14 protein-coding genes are annotated in these 16,425 nt (G+C 67.7%); 7 read left to right on the top strand and 7 right to left on the bottom strand.

Features of this window, described 5'->3' with window-relative positions; all coding sequences use genetic code 11:
- Nucleotides 1-7 precede the first annotated feature (7 nt).
- The 3 genes from ABZ707_RS12110 to ABZ707_RS12100 all read right to left on the bottom strand — a co-directional run bounded on the left by ABZ707_RS12110 (nt 8) and on the right by ABZ707_RS12100 (nt 3,297).
- The gene (locus ABZ707_RS12110; protein WP_360171879.1) at nt 8-1,309 is read right to left on the bottom strand and encodes an MFS transporter; all 1,302 of its coding nucleotides are present in this window, start codon (nt 1,307-1,309) and stop codon (nt 8-10) included.
- 128 nt (nt 1,310-1,437) lie between these two features.
- Nucleotides 1,438-2,520, bottom strand: a complete 1,083-nt coding sequence (locus ABZ707_RS12105; protein WP_360171876.1) for an inositol-3-phosphate synthase — start codon at nt 2,518-2,520, stop codon at nt 1,438-1,440.
- A gap of 60 nt (nt 2,521-2,580) precedes the next feature.
- Nucleotides 2,581-3,297, bottom strand: a complete 717-nt coding sequence (locus ABZ707_RS12100) for a helix-turn-helix transcriptional regulator (RefSeq protein WP_360171873.1) — start codon at nt 3,295-3,297, stop codon at nt 2,581-2,583.
- A gap of 369 nt (nt 3,298-3,666) precedes the next feature.
- Between ABZ707_RS12100 and ABZ707_RS12095 the strand changes: the two genes are divergently transcribed.
- A complete protein-coding gene (locus ABZ707_RS12095) occupies nt 3,667-6,375 on the top strand; it encodes a transglycosylase domain-containing protein (RefSeq protein WP_360171870.1) in 2,709 nt (902 codons plus the stop codon).
- A 118-nt stretch (nt 6,376-6,493) separates the two neighbouring features.
- On the top strand, nt 6,494-7,996 hold the full coding sequence (locus tag ABZ707_RS12090) for a glycosyltransferase 87 family protein (RefSeq protein ID WP_360171867.1): 1,503 nt from the start codon (nt 6,494-6,496) through the stop codon (nt 7,994-7,996).
- Between the two features lie 109 nt (nt 7,997-8,105).
- On the opposite strand, the gene ABZ707_RS12085 is transcribed toward ABZ707_RS12090, so the two are convergent.
- From ABZ707_RS12085 to ABZ707_RS12075, 3 genes are all read right to left on the bottom strand, one after another.
- Nucleotides 8,106-9,137 (bottom strand): alanine racemase, encoded by a 1,032-nt coding sequence (locus ABZ707_RS12085; RefSeq protein ID WP_360171864.1) that lies wholly within the window; start codon nt 9,135-9,137, stop codon nt 8,106-8,108.
- A gap of 101 nt (nt 9,138-9,238) precedes the next feature.
- Nucleotides 9,239-10,357 (bottom strand): peptidoglycan bridge formation glycyltransferase FemA/FemB family protein, encoded by a 1,119-nt coding sequence (locus tag ABZ707_RS12080; protein WP_360171861.1) that lies wholly within the window; start codon nt 10,355-10,357, stop codon nt 9,239-9,241.
- A 358-nt stretch (nt 10,358-10,715) separates the two neighbouring features.
- Nucleotides 10,716-11,030: a hypothetical protein gene (locus ABZ707_RS12075; protein WP_360171858.1), complete on the bottom strand. Its 315-nt coding sequence runs from the start codon at nt 11,028-11,030 to the stop codon at nt 10,716-10,718.
- 271 nt (nt 11,031-11,301) lie between these two features.
- Between ABZ707_RS12075 and rpsF the strand changes: the two genes are divergently transcribed.
- The 4 genes from rpsF (at nt 11,302) to rplI (ending at nt 13,009) form a co-directional block, all read left to right on the top strand.
- Nucleotides 11,302-11,592, top strand: a complete 291-nt coding sequence (gene rpsF / locus ABZ707_RS12070) for a 30S ribosomal protein S6 (protein WP_006604399.1) — start codon at nt 11,302-11,304, stop codon at nt 11,590-11,592.
- Nucleotides 11,593-11,666: 74 nt separating this feature from the next.
- Complete coding sequence (locus tag ABZ707_RS12065; RefSeq protein ID WP_360171854.1) at nt 11,667-12,263, top strand: single-stranded DNA-binding protein; 597 nt, start codon at nt 11,667-11,669, stop codon at nt 12,261-12,263.
- Nucleotides 12,264-12,307: 44 nt separating this feature from the next.
- Nucleotides 12,308-12,544: a 30S ribosomal protein S18 gene (gene rpsR / locus ABZ707_RS12060; RefSeq protein WP_003967857.1), complete on the top strand. Its 237-nt coding sequence runs from the start codon at nt 12,308-12,310 to the stop codon at nt 12,542-12,544.
- Between the two features lie 18 nt (nt 12,545-12,562).
- Nucleotides 12,563-13,009 (top strand): 50S ribosomal protein L9, encoded by a 447-nt coding sequence (gene rplI / locus ABZ707_RS12055; RefSeq protein WP_319681738.1) that lies wholly within the window; start codon nt 12,563-12,565, stop codon nt 13,007-13,009.
- A gap of 150 nt (nt 13,010-13,159) precedes the next feature.
- Here rplI and ABZ707_RS12050 read toward each other — a convergent pair whose 3' ends face one another.
- Nucleotides 13,160-14,497 carry an MATE family efflux transporter gene (locus ABZ707_RS12050; RefSeq protein ID WP_360171850.1) on the bottom strand — a complete coding sequence of 446 codons (1,338 nt, stop codon included), beginning with the start codon at nt 14,495-14,497 and terminating at the stop codon, nt 13,160-13,162.
- A gap of 440 nt (nt 14,498-14,937) precedes the next feature.
- On the opposite strand from ABZ707_RS12050, the gene dnaB reads away from it, so the two are divergent.
- Nucleotides 14,938-16,398, top strand: coding sequence for a replicative DNA helicase (gene dnaB, locus ABZ707_RS12045; RefSeq protein WP_360172577.1), 1,461 nt, complete (start codon nt 14,938-14,940; stop codon nt 16,396-16,398).
- Nucleotides 16,399-16,425: the final 27 nt, after the last annotated feature.

The raw sequence follows: 16,425 nt of genomic DNA, 5'->3' as shown, positions 1-16,425 counted from the left end.
GACGGGATCAGTTCGCGATACTCCGGGGCGGTGTTTCACGTGAAACACCGCCCTTTCGCATCCCCTGCCGTCTCAGTGTGCCTGCCACGCCGGCATAGAGGACGGCAACGGTCACCACCAGCGCCGGGGAGCGGCCGTCCGCTGGGAGCATCAGCGCCGCCACCGCCGCGGCGCCGACGAAGGCGATATTGAAGAGCACGTCATAGAGGGAGAAGACCCGGCCTCGGAACGCGTCGTCCACAGCCGTCTGTACCACCGTGTCGGTGGCTATCTTCGCGCCCTGGGTGATCAGGCCGAGAACGAACGCGGCGGCCAGTGTGGGTATCGCCGCGAAGGGCAGGCCCAGGGCTGGTTCGAGGACGGCGGCGGCCGCCGCGCACGCGACCGTCCATCCGGACGGACCGAGCCGCCCCACCGCCCACGGGGTGAATACGGCGGCGGTGAAGAACCCCGCGCCGGAGAGGCCGAGAGCGAGCCCGAGCAGGGCCAGCCCGTCCGCCTCCTCGTCGGTCCAGGCGTATCTGCAGAGCATCAGCACCATCACCGTCAGCGCCCCGTAGCAGAAGCGCATCACCGTCATGGCGGCCAGCGCTCGGGCGGCGGGCCGCCGCTCCGCGAGATGCCGCAGCCCGCCCGCGAGCTCGCGGGCGGTGGAGGCGAGGGCGGCCCTCAGCCGTGGCTGGGCGAGGGGCCGCTCCGGGCCGAGCAGCTCACGGGCCATCAGGAGTGAGGTGAGCGCCGCACAGAGATAGAGGACGGCGCCCAGCAGCATCACGGCGGCGTCCGAGTCCGCGGCCGTCAGCCGTACAACAAGGGCCAGGCCGCCGCCCGCTGTCGCGGCGAGCGTTCCGGCCGTCGGGGAGAGGGAGTTCGCCAGGACGAGCCGCTCGTCGTCGACGACGCGCGGCAGCGCCGCCGAAAGCCCGGCGAGAACGAACCGGTTGACGGCTGTCACGGACAGCGCCGCGACATAGAAGAGCCAGTCGGGCACGGAGGTCAGGATCAGCGCCGCCGTACAGGCCGAGAGCACGGCCCGCAGCAGATTCCCGTACAGGAACACCTGGCGGCGCTGCCAGCGGTCCAGCAGTACACCGGCGAACGGGCCGACCAGTGAGTACGGCAGCAGCAGGACCGCCATGGCGGAGGCGATCGCGGCGGGCGAGGTCTGCTTCTCGGGAGAGAAGACGACGTAAGCGGCGAGCGCCACCTGGAAGACCCCGTCGGCCGCCTGGGACAGCAGACGGACCGCCAGGAGCCGGCGGAAGGCACTGAGGCGCACGAGCACGCGCAGTTGACGCACGACAGGCATGCGGGCCAGCGTCACACACGCGCTGCCGGCTCATACGAGAAGGGTCACCGGACGCTGTCCGGTGACCCTTCTCGTACGGATGGGAGGCCTGGCTCCAGCGCCCCCGGCTGCGTCCGCCGCAGCGCGCCTCAGCGCTCGACGTCGCCCCGGATGAACTTCTCGACGTTCTCGCGCGCCTCGTCGTCGAAGTACTGCACGGGCGGGCTCTTCATGAAGTAGGACGACGCGGAGAGGATCGGGCCACCGATGCCGCGGTCCTTGGCGATCTTCGCGGCGCGCACGGCGTCGATGATGACACCCGCGGAGTTCGGGGAGTCCCACACCTCGAGCTTGTACTCCAGGTTCAGCGGCACATCGCCGAAGGCACGGCCCTCGAGCCGGACGTATGCCCACTTGCGGTCGTCGAGCCACGCCACGTAGTCCGACGGGCCGATGTGGACGTTGTCGGCACCCAGATCGCGGTCCCGGATCTGCGAGGTGACCGCCTGCGTCTTGGAGATCTTCTTGGACTCCAGACGCTCACGCTCCAGCATGTTCTTGAAGTCCATGTTGCCGCCGACGTTCAGCTGCATCGTGCGGTCCAGGACGACACCCCGGTCCTCGAAGAGCTTCGCCATGACGCGGTGCGTGATGGTCGCGCCGACCTGCGACTTGATGTCGTCGCCGACGATCGGGACACCGGCCTCGGTGAACTTGTCCGCCCACTCCTTGGTGCCGGCGATGAAGACCGGCAGCGCGTTGACGAAGGCGACCTTGGCGTCGATGGCGCACTGCGCGTAGAACTTCGCGGCGGCCTCGGAACCCACGGGCAGGTAGCAGACCAGGACGTCGACCTGCTTGTCCTTGAGGGTCTGGACGACATCCACCGGATTCTCGGGGGACTCCTCGATCGTCTGGCGGTAGTACTTGCCCAGACCGTCGAGGGTGTGGCCGCGCTGGACGGTGATGCCCGTGGACGGCACATCACAGATCTTGATGGTGTTGTTCTCACTGGCGCCAATGGCGTCCGCGAGGTCGAGGCCGACCTTCTTCGCGTCGACGTCGAAGGCGGCCACGAACTCGACGTCCCGCACGTGGTACTCGCCGAACTGGACATGCATCAGACCCGGCACCTTGCCCGCCGGGTCGGCGTCCTTGTAGTACTCGACGCCCTGTACCAGCGAGGCGGCGCAGTTGCCGACGCCGACGATGGCTACGCGAACCGAACCCATTCCGCTTGCTCCCTGTGTGATCTCAGTGTTCCCGATGAGGCCCTGCGCGGATGCGGGGCCTCAGTTGCCCGTGCCGGCGGACGGATCCGGCGATCCGGGACGCTCCGGAGGCGTGCCTCCGGAAGACGTGGCGTCCCGGTGCCGGGGCAGGCCGTCCGCTTCTTCGGATGTGTCGTGCGGAGCGGCGGGATCCCCGGGGGTGGACTGTCTCTGGTCCCGCCCCGCCCGCTCGCTCTCAATGAGCTCGTTCAGCCAGCGCACCTCGCGCTCCACGGACTCCATACCGTGTCGCTGCAGCTCAAGCGTGTAGTCGTCGAGACGCTCGCGTGTCCGGGCCAAGGAAGCGCGCATCTTCTCCAGACGCTCCTCCAGCCGGCTGCGGCGGCCCTCCAGCACCCGCATCCGGACCTCGCGCTCCGTCTGCCCGAAAAAGGCGAAGCGGGCGGCGAAGTGCTCGTCCTCCCAGGCGTCGGGCCCGGTGTGCGACAGGAGCTCCTCGAAGTGCTCCTTACCTTCCGCCGTCAGCCGGTAGACGATCTTGGCGCGGCGCCCGGCGAGTGAAGCGGCGAGCGCGTCCTCCGGAGCGCTGCCCGGCTCTTCGATCAACCAGCCGTTGGTGACCAGCGTCTTGAGACAGGGATAGAGCGTTCCGTAGCTGAAGGCCCGGAAGATCCCCAGCGAGGTATTGAGCCGCTTCCGCAGCTCATAGCCGTGCATGGGGGACTCACGGAGCAGACCGAGGACAGCGAACTCAAGGATCCCCGAGCGTCTGCTCACCCTTCGCCTCCTCCGCTGTCCGGACACTTATGCCGTGCTGATGTATCGACTCGATACATCATGACGATAGAGCGGAGTTCCTGTTGCGACAAGGGGAGACATGGTGAACGGCGTCACATCGCTCATTCTCGGCAAGCAACTTGCCTGATTTGGGGTGAACTTCAGCTCTCGGTGGGTTTTGACCGTGCGTAGTCTGTGCGGCATGCAGACCACCGGGAACCGCGCGGCGCCTCTGAGCGTCAAGACAGTCGGCTTACCGGATGCATGTCGGACAAGCCCGACGCCGGGCTGGCCCGTGTTCATTTCGGGGGGACCGGAACTCAACTGCCGCTTCCAGGCCTATGTGCCTGCCCGAGGAGTAGTCGTTCGATGAGCGAGCACCGTCGCAAACCGCCACAGCCGCAGGGAGGCGGACGTGCTGCGGCCAGGCGTGCTACCCAGCAGCCTTCCGGCCGCCGCGCGGCCCCTTCCCGCGAAGCCGCCTCGGCTTCGCACTCCGACTCCTACGAGGAGGAGCGTCCCTACAGTGGCCGCGCCGAAGCCAGGCGGGCCGCCCAGCGCGGTGGCCGCAGGCGCGGCGCGGAAGGCGGGGGCGCGGGTCATGGCGGACCCGGCGGTGGCCGGCGCGGAGCCGGCGGCCACGACGGCCCGGGCCGGGGCGGCCAGCCGGCCAAGAAGCGGCTGATCGACTATCCGCGCTACGGCAAGTACGGCTGGCGGCGCTGGGTGCCGTCCTGGCGGCAGACCACCGCGCTGAGCATCGGCTTCCTCGGCTCGCTGATGGCCGCGGGGACCATCGCGTACGCCGTCGTGGGGGTGCCCGACGAGAACAAGGCGTCGGAGGCCGAGAACAACGTCTACTACTGGGACGACAACACGCCGATGGTCTCCACCGGCGGTGAGGTCAACCGGCAGATCATCGGGTTCGAGCAGATCCCGAAAGACATGCAGTGGGCGGTTGTCTCCGCCGAGAACAAGTCGTTCTACCAGGACTCCGGCGTCGACCCGATGGGCATCAGCCGCGCCCTGGTGAACATGGCCAAGGGCGGTCAGACCCAGGGTGGCTCCACCATCACCCAGCAGTACGTCAAGAACGCGCTGCTGGGCGACCAGAGCCAGACGGTGAGCCGCAAGTTGAAAGAGCTCTTCATCTCGATCAAGGTCGGCACCGAGATGAAGAAGCCCGACATTCTCGCGGGTTATCTGAACACGTCGTACTACGGACGAGGGGCCTACGGCATCCAGGCCGCGGCCCGTACGTACTACGGCAAGGACGCCAAGGACCTGAACGCGAGCCAGTGCGCGTTCCTCGCCACCCTCCTCAAGGGCGCGACCTACTACGACCCGGCCGGCGCCACGGAGATCGACCCGTCGGCCACCGCCCAGGACAACACCACGCGCGCCACCAAGCGATGGAGGTGGATCCTCGACGAGATGGTGAGGGACAAGCACCTCGACGCTGCCGAGCGCGCCAAGTACACCGACTTCCCGATGCCGCAGAAGCCGAAGAAGAACAACAAGCTGAGCGGACAGATCGGCTATCTGGTCGACCTCGCCAAGGCCAACTTCGTCAACAACAACACGCGCGGCATCACGGCGGACGACCTCACCAGGGGCGGCTACGAGATCCACACGACCTTCAACAAGAAGAAGGTCTCGGAGCTGTTCGAGGCCGTCCAGAAGGTCGAGAAGGCCAATATCGATCCGAAGAAGCGGCCGAAGACCGATACGTTCGTCCAGTTTGGCGGCGCCTCCGTCGAGCCCTCGACCGGAAAGATCGTCGCGATCTACGGCGGCAAGGACGCCACCCAGCACTTCACCAACAACGCGGACCAGACCGGCGCCCAGGTCGGATCGACCTTCAAGCCGTTCGTCCTGGCCGCCGCGATGCAGGACGGGGTCCGCGACCCCAAGGGTGGCGAAGTACAGGGTGAGAACGAACGTACGAAGATCTCGCCGGACAAGGCCCGTTACATCGGCAAGAACAAGCTGAAGATCAAGAACTATGACGGGTCGATCTGGACCAACGAGGAGGGCAAGGAGTGGCTGCAGACCAACGACGGCGACTACTCGCCCCCGACCCCCGACATCGACCTGCGTGAGGCCATGAGGCTCTCCGTCAACTCCCCCTTCGTGCAGTTGGGCATGGATGTCGGCATCCCGCAGGTCAGGCAGGCGGCCATCGACGCCGGTCTGCTGGAGAGCTCCCTCGCCAAGTCCAATGTGCCGTCGTTCTCGATCGGTATCTCCGACCCCAGCGCCATCCGGATGGCCGGCTCCTACGCCACCTTCGCGGCAAGCGGCCAACAGCGGGATCCGTACTCCGTGTCCGAGGTGTTCAAGGGCGGCGAGTCCGTCTACAAGCACAAGGACAAGCCCCAGCGAGCCTTCCCCGCGCAGGTGGCGGACAACGTCACGGACGTGCTGAAGACCGTCGTCGACAAGGGCACCGGTACGAAGGCGCAGCTCACGGGGCGCGATGTGGCCGGTAAGACCGGTACCACCGACGGCAACAAGTCGGCCTGGTTCGTCGGCTACACCCCGCAGCTCTCGACCGCCATCGACATGTACCGGATGGACGACAACGCGGACAGCAAGAACCGCAAGTTCGAGGAGATGTACGGCACCGGAAATCAGGAATCGATCCACGGTGCCTCCTTCCCGGCCGAGATCTGGCACGACTACATGGAGCAGGCGCTGAAGGGACAGGCGCCCAAGCCCTTCCCGAAGCCGGAGCCCTGGGGCGAGGCCGTCTGGGGGGGCGGAGCGTCGCCGACCCCCACGCCGAGCGAGACGCCGAGCGAGACGCCTTCCGAGACTCCTTCGGAGACCCCCTCCGAGTCGCCTTCCGAGTCCGCGCCGACCCCGAGCGACTCCTGTGACAAGTGGTGGGGCTGCGGTGAGACCAGCGGCACCAACCAGGGCGGAGACACCGGCGGCGCCAATCAGGGCGGCGACAACAACGGTTCCGGCGGGGGGGAGCCCAGCATGACCCCCACGTCACCGGGCGGCGAGAACGAGGGCGGCCAGAACGGCGCCAACAACAACGGCGGCATCTTCGGGGGCCCGGGAGGCTGACCGAGCCCGGCTCACGGCATCTGCCAGGAGGGCCGTCGCACCGGCTGCGTACACAGCGTGTACGTACGGTGCGGCGGCCCTCGCCGCGTCCACGGCGGCGTACGGCAGGATGGTCGGCATGCCGAGCACCGAAGAGACAACCGTGCACCAGGACCGGTCCGTCGTGCCGCCCACCCGGCGGGACGAGATCGCCGCGGCCGGCAGCGAGCTGATAGGCGGCCCCGCCGGCCGCTGGGCCTGGTTCGGCAGCAGCCGGCTCACGCCCGTGCGGGTCGTCGCTCTGGTGGCGATCGGCATGTTCGCGCTGGGCATGGCGCAGAAGATGCCGTGTTACGACTGGGCGTGGTTCCGCGGCGCCAGCTCCCAGTACACGCACGCCTGCTACTCGGACATCCCGCACCTCTACCTGGGGCGCGGCTTCGCCGACAACCTCGTGCCGTACTTCGACCGGCTGAACGGCGACATGGAGTACCTGGAGTACCCCGTGCTGACGGGCCTCTTCATGGAGGTCGCCTCCTGGCTCACCCCGGGCGGCTCCATGCAGTACCGCGAGCAGATGTACTGGATGGTCAACGCGGGCATGCTGATGATCTGCGCCGCGGTCATCGCGGTCTGCACGGCGCGCACCCACCGGCGCCGTCCCTGGGACGCGCTGCTGGTCGCTCTCGCACCCGCCTTCGCCCTCACCGCCACCATCAACTGGGATCTGCTCGCCGTGGCGCTCACGGCGGCCGCCATGCTGATGTGGTCACGCGGCCGGGCCCTGGCCTTCGGCATCCTCATCGGGCTCGCGACCGCGGCCAAGCTCTATCCCGTACTGCTGCTGGGACCGCTGCTCGTGCTCTGCTGGCGGGCCGGGAAGTACCGGGAGTACGGAACGGCGCTGCTGGGAGCCGCCGGCGCGTGGCTGGTGGTGAATGTGCCGGTGATGGTGCTGGCGCCCGAGGGCTGGAAGAAGTTCTACACCTTCAGCCAGGAGCGGCAGATCGACTTCGGGTCCTTCTGGCTGATCATCACACAGCGCACGGGACAGTCCCTGGACGTCGGCACCGTGAACACCTCTGCGACGCTGCTGATGCTCCTGGCGTGCGCGGGGATAGGGGCGCTGGCGCTGACGGCCCCGCGCCGCCCGCGCTTCGCGCAACTGGCCTTCCTGGTCGTCGCCGCCTTCATCCTCACCAACAAGGTCTACTCGCCCCAGTACGTGCTCTGGCTGGTGCCGCTGGCCGCCCTGGCCAGGCCGCGCTGGCGGGACTTCCTGGTCTGGCAGGCCTGCGAGGTCATGTACTACCTGGGCATCTGGATGTATCTCGCGTACACGACGAGCGGCGACGCCCACAAGGGCCTGCCGACGGAGGGCTACCAGCTCGCCATCGCCCTGCATCTGCTGGGGACGCTGTATCTGTGCGCGCTGGTCGTACGGGACATCCTGACGCCGGAGCGGGACGGGGTGCGGACCGACGGCTCCGACGACCCCTCGGGCGGGGTGCTGGACGGTGCGGCTGACGTGTTCGTGCTCGGGCAGGCCGCCCACGCGCGGCGAGGGGCCGCACGCGCCGAGGAGCCCGAGGACGGACGGCTGCGGGTCGAATGGGGAGTACGGCCGCCAGGCGCCGCCTGAGGGCCCGTCGGGCCGGGTCGGCCGCCACAGGGGCCGGCCCCGGGCCCCGCCGGGCCCACCGGCGCCGCGTGTGCCGGCTCCGGTGTGGTGATGGTCGGCGGCGGCCGGGTCAGCGGTCGACGATGCGGTCGAACTGTGTCGTCGTGTGCCGTAGATGGGCCACCAGCTCGTCCCCGACCCTGGGCTCCTGGGCGTCCGAGGGCACGAACAGGATGGACACCTGCATGTGCGGCGGTTCGGCGAACCAGCGCTGCTTGCCGTCCCAGACGAACGGCGAGAGGTTGCGGTTGACCGTGGCCAGGCCCGCGCGCGCGACACCCTTGGCACGGGGCATCACACCGTGCAGGGCCTTCGGCGCCTCCAGGCCGACACCGTGGGACGTGCCCCCGGCGACGACCACCAGCCAGCCGTCGGAGGCGGCCTTCTGCTGGCGGTAGCCGAACCGGTCCCCCTTGACGACCTTGGTGACATCCAGAACGGAACCGCGGTACTCGGTCGCCTCGTGGTCCCCCAGCCACAGCCGCGTACCGATGCGCGCGCGGAAACGGGTCTGCGGGAACTGCTGCTGGAGCCGGGCCAGCTCGTCGGCGCGCAGATGGCTGACGAACATGGTGTGCAGCGGCAGCCGCGCCGCGCGCAGCCGGTCCATCCAGGCGATGACTTCCTCGACCGCGTCGGAGCCGTCCGTACGGTCGAGCGGGAGGTGCAGGGCGAAGCCCTCCAGACGTACGTCCTCTATGGCCGCGTGCAGTTGGCCGAGCTCCTCCTCCTTGACGCCGTGCCGCTTCATGGAGCTCATGCACTCGACCACGACACGGGCGCCGACCAGGGCGAACACGCCGTCGACGGACGAGACGGAGCGGATCACACGGTCGGGCAGCGGCACCGGCTCCTCGCCGCGCCGGAAGGGCGTGAGGACGAGCAGGTCGCCGCTGAACCAGTCCTTGATCCGGGCGGCCTCGTAGATGGTCCCCACGGCGAGCGTGTCCGAGCCGAAGCGGGTGGTCTCGTCGGCGAGGCGCTCATGACTGAAGCCGTAGCCATTGCCCTTGCAGACCGGGACCAGGCCCGGGAACTGCTCGATGACCGACTTCTGGTGCGCCCGCCAGCGCGCGGTGTCGACGTAAAGGGAGAGCGCCATGCCGGTCCGGAACCTTTCTCGTGGCTGCGGTGTGTGAAGGATATGGATGGTTGTAGGTATTTGACGGAGTTACGGCTTTCTCCGCCGCTTTGTCATCGCGGTCAGCGGCGCGACATGTAGATGTCGAGCGCCTTGTGGAGCAGTTTGTTGAGCGGGAAGTCCCACTCGCCGATGTACTCGACGGCCTCGCCGCCGGTGCCCACCTTGAACTGGATCAGACCGAAGAGATGATCGGTCTCGTCGAGCGAGTCGGAGATGCCGCGCAGGTCGTAGACGGTGGCGCCCATCGCGTAGGCGTCCCGCAGCATGCGCCACTGCATCGCGTTCGAGGGCCGGACCTCACGCTTGTGGTTGGCGGAGGCGCCGTAGGAGTACCAGACATGGCCGCCGACGATGAGCATCGTCGCCGCCGCGACGTTCTCGCCCTCGTGCCGGGCGAAGTAGAGCCGCATGCGGTTGGGGTCCTCCGTGTTGAGGACGGTCCACATGCGCTGGAAGTACGACAGCGGGCGCGGCCGGAAGTGGTCGCGCTCGGCGGTGATCTCGTACAGGCGCTGCCACTCTTCAAGATCGCCGTAGCCGCCCTGGACGACATCGACACCGGCCTTCTCGGCCTTCTTGATGTTGCGCCGCCACAACTGGTTGAAGCCCTTGAGGACATCGTCGAGCGAGCGGTTCGCCAGCGGGACCTGGAAGACATACCGCGGCTGTACGTCGCCGAAGCCGGCGCCGCCGTCCTCGCCCTGCTGCCAGCCCATCTTCCGCAGCCGGTCGGACACCTCGAAGGCGCGCGGCTCGATGTGCGTGGCCTCGACATCGCGCAGGCGCTTGACGTCGGGGTCCTGGATACCGGACTTGATCGCACCCGCGTCCCAGCGGCGGATGACGACCGGCGGCCCCATCTTCACGGAGAACGCGCCCTGGTGCTTGAGATGCGCGAGCATCGGCTGCATCCACTCGTCCAGGTTGGGGGCGTACCAGTTGATCACCGGTCCCTCGGGGAGGTACGCCAGATACCGCTTGATCTTGGGGAGCTGCCGGTAGAGCACCAGCCCCGCGCCGACGAGCTGGTCGTCCTTGTCGAACCAGCCCAGGTTCTCGGAGCGCCACTCCGTCTTGACGTCAGCCCAAGCCGGGACCTGGCAATGACTCGCCGCGGGCAGGCTCTGGATGTATGCCAGATGCTGCTCTCGGCTGATGGTCCTCAGGGTCAGACTCATGCGGGGCGCTCCTCGGCAGGTGTGTCCCCATGGATACAGGGGCTCCGGCTCTCGCGCCGAAGCCTACTGTGCCGATGGAGCGCCTGGCCTGGCCCGACGGGGGACCCGCCGACCGCGGGCTGTCCCGTAATCGCCGGTGGGACGGTACGCGGCGGTCGGCCGCGGTGTGCCGGGAGGCGGAACGCCACCGGCATATCCGGGCGTATGGGGACGACCTGGCCCCGGGTGAGGCCCCGGTTGCCGTCGCGCGCCGCCGGGGGAGGCGGGAAGGCCGGACAACAGGATCCTTTCGGCCCCTTCAGACCGTGTGATCCGTCACTGGGCTTCGCCTCGCCGAAGCCCAGGGGCGCAACAGGCCCTAACCGACGATCCCGCCGAACAGTCCCCCGTGGGCCATGCCGATGAAGAAACCGACCGCCGAGGCTCCGAGGCCGAGGATGGTCAGGAACCGTTCCCGGGTCGTCACGGAGATGAACTGCGCGTATGCCCCGGTCAGAATGCCCACCAGACCGGCCCACGAACTGAGCAGATGGAGGCTGTCGAAGATCGCCGCGACAATCGCGACGAGACCCAGTACCAGGGTCACCGCGGCCAGGCTGTCCTGGAGCGGATGGCGCTTGCCATCGGTGGCGAAGAGAGACGTGGCGGAGTTCGGTCGCATTGTCTGTGCCATGTGGCACCTCCTGGCCTTGCCGGAAGGCGGCGCATCGTAGCGCCGCACACACCCGATGTGTACAGATTGCGTCCGCGGGCGGCCGGATTTCAACCGGAAGCCGGTGTGCGGGTAGTCTGTACGGTCTGCACCGGTGTCTGCCCTGGCCACAACATGATCGCTCGTACGTCGAGCCGGACTGTCAGTGGTGGCCGATACCGTTGCTCACGCATCACGACCCTCCTGCCACGGAACGACCGTGGCCGCTGAGTCCAAAGGAGGTGGGTTCCACATGCGTCACTACGAGGTGATGGTCATCCTCGACCCCGATCTCGAGGAGCGCGCTGTCTCCCCGCTGATCGAGAACTTCCTCTCCGTCGTCCGTGAGGGCAACGGAAAGGTCGAGAAGGTCGACACCTGGGGCCGTCGTCGTCTCTCTTACGAGATCAAGAAGAAGCCCGAGGGCATCTACTCGGTCATCGACCTCCAGGCCGAGCCTGCGGTCGTCAAGGAGCTCGACCGACAGATGAACCTGAACGAGTCGGTCCTCCGGACCAAGGTCCTCCGTCCCGAGACCCACTGAGCGCCTAGCTCAGAGGTCATCGGGTTCGAGTAGCAGCAAGCAGCCAGAAGCAATCCCCGCCGAGAGGTTCACCCATGGCAGGCGAGACCGTCATCACGGTCGTCGGCAATCTCGTCGACGACCCCGAGCTGCGCTTCACCCCGTCCGGTGCGGCGGTCGCGAAGTTCCGCGTCGCGTCCACTCCTCGTACCTTCGACCGCCAGACCAATGAGTGGAAGGACGGCGAGAGCCTGTTCCTCACCTGCTCGGTCTGGCGTCAGGCGGCGGAGAACGTCGCCGAGTCGCTCCAGCGAGGCATGCGCGTTGTCGTGCAGGGCCGGCTGAAGCAGCGGTCGTACGAGGACCGCGAGGGCGTCAAGCGCACGGTCTACGAGCTGGACGTCGAGGAAGTCGGCCCCAGCCTCAAGAACGCCACGGCCAAGGTCACCAAGACCACCGGTCGCAGTGGTGGCCAGGGCGGTTACGGCGGCGGCCAGCAGGGCGGCGGTAGCTGGGGCGGCGGCCCCGGTGGTGGTGGCCAGCAGGGCGGCGGCGGTGCTCCCACCGACGACCCGTGGGCCACCAGCGCGCCGGCCGGCGGCGGCCAGCAGCAGCCGCAGAGCGGCGGGGGCAATGGAGGCGGCTGGGGCGGAAGCTCCGGCGGCGGCTACTCGGACGAGCCTCCCTTCTAAGGGCGGGTTCGTTCCCCACTTCTTGATCACACAGGAGAAACACCATGGCGAAGCCGCCTGTGCGCAAGCCTAAGAAGAAGGTCTGCGCGTTCTGCAAGGACAAGACCCAGTACGTGGACTACAAGGACACGAACATGCTGCGGAAGTTCATTTCCGACCGTGGCAAGATCCGTGCCCGCCGCGTCACCGGCAACTGCACGCAGCACCAGCGTGACGTCGCCACGGCAGTCAAGAACAGCCGTGAGATGGCGCTGCTGCCCTACACGTCCACCGCGCGATAAGGGAAGGGTGACCGAATCATGAAGATCATCCTCACCCACGAGGTGTCCGGCCTCGGTGCCGCCGGCGATGTCGTCGACGTCAAGGACGGCTACGCTCGCAACTACCTGGTCCCGCGCGGTTTTGCGATCCGCTGGACCAAGGGTGGCGAGAAGGACGTGGCGCAGATCCGCCGCGCCCGCAAGATCCACGAGATCGCGACGATCGAGCAGGCCAATGAGATCAAGGCCCGCCTCGAAGGCGTGAAGGTCCGTCTGGCCGTTCGCTCCGGCGACGCCGGCCGGCTCTTCGGCTCCGTCACCCCGGCCGACCTCGCTTCGGCGATCAAGTCCGCCGGTGGTCCGGAGGTCGACAAGCGTCGCATCGAGCTCGGTTCGCCGATCAAGACCCTGGGCTCGCACCAGGTGTCTGTGCGTCTGCACCCCGAGGTCGCCGCGAAGCTCGGCATCGAGGTCATCGCCGCGTAAGCGCTGCGTACGGCAGAGCATGGAGAGGGCCGCATCCCCCGGGGATGCGGCCCTCTCGCTGTTCCAGAGGGTGCTGCGAGCTCAAGGAGGAAACGAGGAAACGGGCACCGGGGATGTTTCACGTGAAACGCCCCTCTGGATGGACGCCCGCTAACGGGTGGCGCCGGTGATCAGCCAACGGCCGGACCGGGTGCGCAGCCAGAGTGTCAGCATGCGGATCGCCATCATCAGTCCCATCGCCCACCAGAGGGCGGTCAGCCCGCCTCCCAGGGCGGGCACGAGCAGGGCAACCGGGGCGAAGACCGCGAGCGTCACCAGCATGGCGCCAGCGAGATACGGTCCGTCCCCAGCGCCCATCAGCACGCCGTCCAGCACATAGACGATGCCCGCGATCGGCTGAGAGACGGCCACCACCAGCAGGGCAGGCAGCAGGGTGTCCCGCACCGCCTGGTCGCCGGTGAACAGCGGGATGAACAGCGGGCGCCCGAGCACGATCAGAGCACCGAGCACCACACCGCACGCGACTCCCCACTGCACCATGCGACGGCATGCCTCCCGGGCGCCCGTGGTGTCGTCGGCGCCGAGACAACGGCCGATGATCGCCTGTCCCGCGATGGCGATCGCGTCGAGCGCGAAGGCCATCAGGCTCCACAGCGACAGAATGATCTGGTGGGCGGCGATGTCCCGGTCGCCAAGACGTGCGGCGACGGCGGTGGCGATCATCAGGACCGCTCGGAGCGAGAGAGTGCGCACAAGCAAGGGCGTTCCTGCCTGGGCGCTGGCCCGTATGCCCGCCACATCGGGGCGCAGCGAGGCGCTGTGCCGACGCGCTCCTCGCACGACGACCACCAGATAGACGGCGGCCATGGCGCACTGGGCGATCACCGTGCCCCAGGCGGAACCGGCGATGCCCAGCCCGACGCCGTAGACGAGTACACCGTTGAGCGCCGCGTTGGCACCGAACCCGCCGAGCGCGACATACAGAGGTGTGCGGGTGTCCTGGAGCCCGCGCAGCACTCCGGTGGCGGCCAGCACGACCAGCATGGCCGGGATGCCGAGGCTGGATATGCGGAGATAGGTGACGGCGTAGGGGGCTGCCGTGTCCGACGCCCCGAACAGGCCGACGAGCCAGGGTGCGGCGGGCAGGGTGATGGCGATGACCGCGGCGCCGAGCAGCAGTGCGAGCCAGATGCCGTCCATCCCCTGACGGATGGCGGCTGGGAGATCCCCGGCGCCGACGCGCCGGGCCACCGCGGCCGTGGTGGCGTAGGCGAGGAAGACGAAGACACTCACCGCGGTGGTCAGCAGGGCTGCCGCGATGCCGAGCCCGGCCAATTGCGGCGTGCCCAGATGGCCCACGATCGCACTGTCGGCCATCACGAAGAGCGGCTCGGCGACGAGGGCGCCGAAGGCCGGCACGGCGAGCGAGATGATCTCTCGGTCATGCCGTCGCTGTCTTGTCCTGGATGCCGTGGGGGCCTGCGTCATGCGCTCAATCTAATCTTCCACAGGTAAGAGACGCAATACGGGTTGAGTCCTTACGTGTCGACGGTGTGGAGACTCTGTCGTGCGTCGTTTGTTCTGATCTTGGTCCAGCCGGGAAAGTTTTTCTCCCCCACAGCCAGTGGATGGAAAAAGGCCAGCTCAGAGGGGGTGCGCCGGGGTGAATATGACTTTGTCCACAGTGCTGTCCCCCGGTCCGTGCACAGGTTCACGGGACTTCTCCACAGCATCTGGTCCGTCGTCCACATGGCCTGTGGATAACCAGATTGGCTGACGGTGCCCGCGGGCCTACCGTGGACCGGCGTCCGACGCGCCGGAACCGGAGTCAGGCCTCTCGTTTTGTCTGTGTCGTGCCGTAAAAAGAATGGCACGGCGAGGTCCGCGGCGCGGACGTGAGGAGGTGGCCGGTGAGCATCCCCGAGCCATTGGACGACCCCTGGACCGATACCGGCCCCAGTGACCGTCTGCCTGTCTCCCGGCAGCGCCGTGGGGAGGGGCGGGGCCGCGAGGAGCAGCACGAGCGCGGCCGTGACAACGCGGCCTGGGACAGCGGATCCTCGGGTTTCGAGCGGGTGCCGCCGCAGGACCTCGACGCCGAACAGTCCGTCCTCGGTGGCATGTTGCTGTCCAAGGACGCCATCGCCGATGTTGTGGAGATCATCAAGGGACACGACTTCTACCGCCCCGCCCACGAGACGGTTTTCCAGGCGATTCTCGACCTCTACGCCAAGGGGGAGCCGGCCGACCCGATCACGGTGGCGGCCGAGCTGACGAAGCGCGGTGAGATCACCCGCGTCGGCGGGGCCTCTTACCTGCACACGCTCGTCCAGTCGGTGCCCACCGCGGCCAACGCCTCGTACTACGCGGAGATCGTCCACGAGAGGGCGGTGCTGCGACGGCTCGTCGAGGCCGGCACCAAGATCACGCAAATGGGATACGCGGCCGACGGAGACGTCGACGAGATCGTCAATGCCGCCCAGGCCGAGATCTACGCCGTCACCGAGCAGCGAACCAGTGAGGACTACCTGCCGCTCGGCGACATCATGGAAGGCGCACTGGACGAGATCGAGGCGATCGGTTCGCGCAGTGGAGAGATGACCGGTGTGCCCACCGGTTTCACCGATTTCGACTCTCTCACCAACGGTCTGCACCCCGGTCAGATGATCGTCATCGCGGCCCGCCCCGCCATGGGTAAGTCCACCCTGGCTCTGGACTTCGCCCGTGCCGCTTCCATCAAGAACAACCTGCCCAGCGTGATCTTCTCGCTGGAAATGGGGCGCAATGAGATCGCGATGCGTCTGCTGTCGGCGGAAGCGCGCGTGGCGCTGCACCATATGCGTTCCGGCACGATGACGGACGAGGACTGGACCCGGCTGGCCCGCCGTATGCCGGACGTGTCACAAGCGCCGCTCTACATCGACGATTCGCCGAACCTCTCGATGATGGAGATCCGCGCGAAGTGCCGCCGGCTCAAGCAGCGGAACGATCTCAAGCTGGTGGTCATCGACTACCTCCAGCTCATGCAGTCCGGCGGTTCGAAGCGGGCCGAGAGCCGACAGCAGGAGGTGTCGGACATGTCGCGAAACCTCAAGCTTCTGGCCAAGGAACTGGAGCTGCCGGTCATCGCGCTCTCCCAGCTCAACCGTGGACCCGAGCAGCGTACGGACAAGAAGCCGATGGTCTCCGACCTGCGTGAGTCGGGTTCCATCGAGCAGGACGCGGACATGGTGATCCTGCTGCACCGCGAGGACGCGTACGAGAAGGAGTCGCCCCGGGCGGGCGAGGCCGACCTCATCGTGGCCAAGCACCGTAACGGCCCGACGGCGACGATCACGGTGGCGTTCCAGGGCCACTACTCACGCTTCGTGGACATGGCACAGACCTGATCCCGCTCGTTGTAGGGCCTCATGTTC

Origin of the sequence: Streptomyces sp. NPDC006923 (assembly GCF_040635655.1) — a bacterium.
In the GTDB taxonomy this organism is placed as follows: domain Bacteria; phylum Actinomycetota; class Actinomycetes; order Streptomycetales; family Streptomycetaceae; genus Streptomyces.
This window is presented reverse-complemented; position numbering and strand designations above follow the sequence as displayed.